This window comes from Amycolatopsis sp. NPDC059021, from assembly GCF_042739895.1.
Classification (GTDB): Bacteria; Actinomycetota; Actinomycetes; order Mycobacteriales; family Pseudonocardiaceae; genus Amycolatopsis.
Window position 1 is genome coordinate 1 of the sequence record NZ_JBHYIQ010000025.1, and the last position, 5,376, is coordinate 5,376.

At 71.4% G+C, this 5,376-nt stretch carries 5 protein-coding genes; 4 read left to right on the plus strand and 1 reads right to left on the minus strand.

What is annotated here, in order from left to right; all coding sequences use genetic code 11:
* Positions 1–81 precede the first annotated feature (81 nt).
* The gene (locus ACFWX1_RS17085) at positions 82–810 is read right to left on the minus strand and encodes a sugar isomerase domain-containing protein (protein WP_378388269.1); all 729 of its coding nucleotides are present in this window, start codon (positions 808–810) and stop codon (positions 82–84) included.
* Between the two features lie 162 nt (positions 811–972).
* Between ACFWX1_RS17085 and ACFWX1_RS17090 the strand changes: the two genes are divergently transcribed.
* The 4 genes from ACFWX1_RS17090 to ACFWX1_RS17105 all read left to right on the plus strand — a co-directional run bounded on the left by ACFWX1_RS17090 (position 973) and on the right by ACFWX1_RS17105 (position 4,891).
* Positions 973–1,668, plus strand: coding sequence for an alpha/beta hydrolase (locus ACFWX1_RS17090; protein WP_378388271.1), 696 nt, complete (start codon positions 973–975; stop codon positions 1,666–1,668).
* Positions 1,669–1,747: 79 nt separating this feature from the next.
* Positions 1,748–3,004 (plus strand): class I SAM-dependent methyltransferase, encoded by a 1,257-nt coding sequence (locus ACFWX1_RS17095; RefSeq protein WP_378388273.1) that lies wholly within the window; start codon positions 1,748–1,750, stop codon positions 3,002–3,004.
* A 113-nt stretch (positions 3,005–3,117) separates the two neighbouring features.
* Positions 3,118–4,311 (plus strand): LCP family protein, encoded by a 1,194-nt coding sequence (locus ACFWX1_RS17100; protein ID WP_378388275.1) that lies wholly within the window; start codon positions 3,118–3,120, stop codon positions 4,309–4,311.
* A gap of 52 nt (positions 4,312–4,363) precedes the next feature.
* On the plus strand, positions 4,364–4,891 hold the full coding sequence (locus ACFWX1_RS17105) for a GNAT family N-acetyltransferase (RefSeq protein WP_378388277.1): 528 nt from the start codon (positions 4,364–4,366) through the stop codon (positions 4,889–4,891).
* Positions 4,892–5,376: the final 485 nt, after the last annotated feature.

Here is a 5,376-nt window from a genome sequence, read left to right on the forward strand (position 1 = left end):
CGCGTGATCGGGCGAGATCTCCGCTCAATCACGCGAGTTACGCGCGCAATCACGCGAGATCGCCGGTTCGGACGGGGGAGGTCAGCGCAGGGCGGGGACGCGGGGGGTGTATTTCGCCAGCAGGGCGGTGTTCGCCTCGTCGCCACCGACCACATTGGAGCTTCGCCACAGCGGGACGTCGAGGCCCTCGGCGGTGCCCTGGTCGAAAACCCTTGCCAGCACGAGGTTCCACAGGAACGCGTTGACCACAGTGGACAGTGGGGCGGTGCGGGGCGCGTCCGCGGGATGGCTCGCGTCGCCGGGGATGACCAGCGAGTCGAGCACCACCGAGGCCTCCTCGACCAGCGTCGAGGCCGACCGCCGGGGAGCCGCCGCGACGCACTCGCGCGAGGTCACCGCGACCACGGCGGCACCACGGGTCCGCGCGGCGGCGGCCAGTTCGACCGGGTACGGGTTCACTCCCGACGTCGAGAAGACCACCAGCACGTCGTCCGGTCCCGGCGCGCGCTCGGCGAGCACCTCCTCGGCCAGCCCGCTGCGGCGTTCGGTCTTGGTGCTGTGCTGCGCGCCGTGCAGCGGCAGCAGTTCGGGGTGATACAGCGGGTACACGCAGGCGAGCCCGCCCGCGCGGTAGAACGTCTCGGCGACCGCGGCCAGCGAGTGCCCGGCGCCCGCGGTGAACACCAGCGCGTCCGCCCGGATCACCCCCAGCACCAGCTCCGCGACCTTGCCCAGTTCCTCGGCGTTGGCCGCCTCCACGGCCGCCAGCTTGTCTGCCACACCGGCCCAGTTCCGCGTGGTGTTCACCACACCGCCCTTCAGTCCTCAGCGGGACACCGCAAGACAACGTCGACGTCGGCTACCGACCGCCGAATCTATCGCGCCACCGCCCGCCCGGGGTGGAATAGCGTGGACCAGTAGCGAGGTTGACCCGTTCGGCGACCGGGTCGTCCCGGAGACTGGGAGGCGAGAGTGAGCGAAGCCGAGCCGAGGCTGTCCGTGTGGCGTGCGCACGGACGGACCAGGGCCGTCGTGCTGGTGCTGCACGGCGGGGCCGAGCACGGCTTCGGCGGCGTGCCCCCGTGGCGGCTGGCCTACCTGAGGATGGTCCCGCTGGCCAGGGCGCTGCACCGCGCCGGACGCGATGACGGCGTCGAGGTCCGCCTGCTGCGCAACAGCCGCTACGGCTGGAACGGCGCGGCCGAGCACCCGGTCCCGGACGCGCGCTGGGCGCTCGCGCGCATCCGCGAGGAGCATCCCGGTGTCCCGGTGGTCCTCGTCGGGCATTCGATGGGCGCGCGGGTCGCGCTGCGCGTGGCCGACGACCCGGCGGTGCGCGGCGTGTGCGCGCTCGCGCCGTGGACGCCGCCGGGGGAACCGGTGGACGCGCTCGCCGGCCGGGACGTGCTCATCGCGCACGGCACCCGCGATCGGATGACCGATCCGGTCGCGTCCCACGCCTACGCCGAGCGCGCCGGGGCCGTCGCCGCCCGGCTTGTCCGGTTCGAGGTCACGAACGAGGGACACGCCATGGTCCGGCGCGCGCCGGTGTGGACCCGCCTGATGTGTGCTTTCACACTGGAGGTGATCACGGACGTGGAGAAGGACGAGACTTTGCGGCACGCGTGGGCGCGGCCCGCGTCCGACCGGCTGCGGGTTCCGGTGTGATCACGCATCTTGCAGGCGCGGCCGGGTCGCGCGCGAATTACCATCGAGTCACCGGCGCAGGCCGGCCGGAGGGAGTGTCTTGACCACCTCGAGCGTTGACCGGATACCGACCCCGCTGGGCGAATCCGCGGAGTCCCGCTGGCCGGGGCTGTCGACCCCGCCCAGATCCGCGGTGCGGGCCCGCGTCGCCGAGACCCTGTTCCGCCGCGCGGTGCGCCCGCTGGCCATCCGGGTCAGCTTTCCCGATGGGACCGTGCTGGGCGCCGGCGGCCCGGACGCGCCGGAGATGCGGATCCACCGCCCGGCGGCGTTCTTCCACCGCCTCGGCGCCGACGCGAAGATCGGCTTCGGCGAGGCCTACATGGCGGGTGACTGGACCGCCGACGACCTCGCCGACGTCCTGACGCCGTTCGCCGAGCGGATGGCCACCCTGGTGCCGCCGGTGCTGCAGAAGTTCCGCCGGTTCGCCGAGCGCACCCAGCCGAAGACCGAGGAGAACACCCTCGAGGGCGCGCGGTCCAACATCCACCGGCACTACGACCTGTCCAACGACCTGTTCGGCACGTTCCTCGACGAGTCGATGATGTACTCCTCGGCGCTGTTCGGGCCCGGCGACACCCTCACCCAGGCACAGCACCGCAAGATCGACAGCGTGCTGGACTACGCCGGGGTCCGCGAGGGCAGCGCGGTACTGGAGATCGGCACCGGCTGGGGCGAACTGGCGATCCGCGCGGCCGCGCGCGGCGCCCACGTCACGTCGCTCACGATCTCCGAGGAACAGCGCGCGCTGGCCACCGCCCGGATCGCGGAGGCGGGCTTCGCCGACCGGGTGGACGTCAAGCTGACCGACTACCGCGAGTCGACCGGCGAGTACGACGCCGTCGTCAGCGTCGAGATGATCGAGGCCGTCGGCGCCTCGTACTGGCCGACGTTCTTCGCCACGATCGGGCATCGGCTGCGGCCGGGCGGGCGGTTCGGGCTGCAGGCCATCACCATGGACCACGACCGGATGGTCGCGTCCGCCAAGGCCTACACCTGGATCCACAAGTACATCTTTCCCGGCGGCATCATCCCGTCGGTCGAGGCGATCGAGCGCGGGATGCGGGAGAACACCCGGCTGAAGCTGCAGGGGATGCGCGAGTTCGGCCAGGACTACGCCCGCACGCTGCGGCTGTGGCGCGAGCGGTTCCTCGGCCGCTGGAGCGAGGTCGCGAGCTTCGGCTTCGACGACGTCTTCCGGCGGATGTGGGAGTTCTACCTGGCCTACTCCGAGGCGGGGTTCCGGTCCGGGTACATCAAGGTGCACCAGTTCGGGTACGCCGGGGGCAGCCGGTAATCGGTTGCGCGGCGGGCCGGGAGACAACCCGATACGGTGTCGCACGTCTTGTCATGAGGAGTGGTTGGCGAGACTTCGACGGATTCGCCGGTATCGGGGACGGGTGATGTGAGATGACGTACGGAGGCGACGGCGGCGGGCGGTGGGTTCCGCCGAGGCCAGCGCAGCCTTCTGGACGCCCTCGGCAGCATCAGCCTGCCCAGATGATGCCCCTGCCGGGGCGGGGCCGCAGCCCGTACGACGAGCGGACCCGGCCGATGGGGTCGCGGGGTGAGCAACCGCCCCCGCCACCCCCGCGCCAGGCGCCGCCGCGGGGGCCCGAGGGCGCGCCCGCGCCACGTCCCCGGCGCCGTCGCAGATGGCGTCCCGGCCGCATCCTGCTGACGCTGCTGCTGGTCTTCGTGGTGTTCCTGGCCGGTGTCTGGGTCTACCTGGAGTTCTCGATCAAGCGCGTCGACGCGCTCGCGAACTACGACGGCCGCCCGGCAGCCGCCTCCGGCACCAACTGGCTCATCGTCGGCTCGGACAGCCGCGAAGGACTGTCCAAGGAGGACGAAGCGCGCCTGGCCACCGGTGACACCTCCGACGCGGGCGGCACCCGCACCGACACGATCATGGTCGCGCACATCCCGGACAACAGCACGAAGCCGACGCTGCTCAGCCTGCCGCGTGACTCGCAGGTCAAGGTGCCCGGCCACGGAACCACCAAGATCAACGCGGCGTTCTCGCTCGGCGGTCCGTCGCTGCTGGTCAAGACCGTCGAGGGCGCCACCGGGCTGCGCATCGACCACTACGCCGAGATCGGCTTCGGCGGGTTCGCGAACATCGTCGACGGGATCGGCGGCGTGGACATGTGTGTCGACAAGGACATGAACGACCCCATGACCCACATCGACATCAAGGCAGGCTGCCAGACGCTGGACGGGCGTTCGGCGCTCGGGTTCGTCCGGACGCGGTACAGCGACGCGACCCCGCGGTCGGACCTGGACCGGGTGGCGAACCAGCGGAAGTTCATCGGCGCCATGGTCAGCCAGATGGCGAGCGCCGGCACGCTGCTGAACCCGTTCCACTTCTTCCCGCTGCTGTCCTCGGCGCCGGACGCGCTGACCATGGACTCCGGCGATCACGTGCACAACCTCGTCGGCCTCGCGCTGGCGATGCGCGGGATCTCCTCCGACGGCGTGGTCACCACGACCGTGCCGGTCACCAGCGCCTCGGCGGAGCACTGGGACAAGAACAAGTCCCAGCAGCTGTTCGACGCGCTGCGCGGCGACACCGAGGTCCCGGCCGGCGTGATCACGAAGTAGCCCGCCGGAAAATCGGCGGCGGCGGCCGGGGTTTCCGGCGACCATGGAGAACATGGAGACCCCGGCCGAAACCCTGCCCGACGAAGACCTCGTGCTGGCCCGCTGGCGGGCGTCCCGGCTCGGTGAGCTGGCCGCGACCGCGGGGGAGTCGGCGGGGTACATCGGCGTGTGGCTGCCGTGGGCGATGCACGGCTACGGCGAGCGCGAGGCGGCCGAGTTCCTGAAGACCACCGCCGGGCGGTGGGAGCGTGGTGAGGCGTACGAGTACGCGGTCATGCTGGCGGGGACGCTCGTCGGCGGCTGCGGGCTGATGGCGCGGGAACGCGGGATGGAGATCGGCTACTGGCTCGGCGAGCCGTACACCGGCCGGGGCACCATGACCCGCGCCGCCGCGCTGCTGACCGCCGAAGCGCTCCGGATCGGCGCGCCGTACGTCGAGATCAAGCACGACGAACGGAACACGCGCAGCGCGGGCGTCCCGGCGCGGCTGGGGTACCGCCGGGTGCGCACCGAGGTCGCGGCGCCCCCGTTGCCGCCCGCCTGCAGCGGCACGAACGTGGTGTGGCGCAAGGACTCCTGACGCGGCGGTGGCTCATGCGCCCCATTGTGGCGTTCGGTGCGTTGGACGCACCCAATGCCACATTGGGGCGTTCGGTCTGGTGGGAGGAGAGCACCTCGCTTTGGACCGGGTACCGGATCTCGCCTGCGGGTTCGGGGACCGGCGCGCTCGGCCCGCCGGAGCCGAGGGACGCCCTGGGTGCGTTCACCGCACCGAGGGACGCCCCCGGTGCATCCAACGCACCGAGGGACGCCCTTGTCGCAACCGCAACCCCAGGCCCCGCGCACTGAAGACGCCTTCGGCGCGCCCAACGCCAATGTCGGGAACTCGAGCGGCGGCACCTGAGGATCTGGAACCGTCTACAAAGGACACTACGCCGATCGAATTGCCCGATTTACGCTCTCTGTCGGTATTTGCAAGTCCGTGAAGGCCCCCTTGAGGGACTCCAAGTCCCTCAAGGGGGCCTTCACGGACCCACCCCAAGGGCAGGAATCAACCCGGAGTCT